The following is a 441-nucleotide window of genomic DNA, read 5'->3' on the forward strand; positions in this document are numbered from 1 at the left end:
GAAGCATTTTTCCAAGAATACGTTACTGTTCCCACAGCGCCTGTTACAGCTCCTGCAGTTACAGAACCCGTGCTGGCTCCAAAGCAAGAAGCATCAGTTTTAGAAGAAGCACCCAAAGCTAAAGCTGCTTCAGGTTGTCCAACAGTTACAGAATTGGACTCAGAAGAACAAGAGTCACTAACAGTTACAGTATACGTTCCAGCAGGAAGATTATCAACTGTTGCAGTAGAACCTACTACAGTATTGGATGCATTTTTCCAAGAATAAGTTACCGTTCCCACAGCTCCAGTTACAGCTCCTGCCGTTACAGAACCCGTGCTAGCACCAAAGCAAGAAGCATCGGTTTTAGATGAAGCACCCAAAGCCAAAGCTGCTTCAGGTTGTCCAATAGTTACTGAATTGGACTCAGAAGAACAAGAGTCACTAACAGTTACAGTATAC

At 44.2% G+C, this 441-nt stretch carries 1 protein-coding gene; it reads right to left on the minus strand.

Annotation, left to right across the window (positions count from 1 at the left end):
- Window positions 1-441 (minus strand): hypothetical protein (locus ACSVH9_RS16380; RefSeq protein WP_438064638.1); only part of this gene is annotated, 441 nt, incomplete at both ends.

Source organism: Flavobacterium sp. RSSB_23 (assembly GCF_051547145.1).
Taxonomy (GTDB): domain Bacteria; phylum Bacteroidota; class Bacteroidia; order Flavobacteriales; family Flavobacteriaceae; genus Flavobacterium.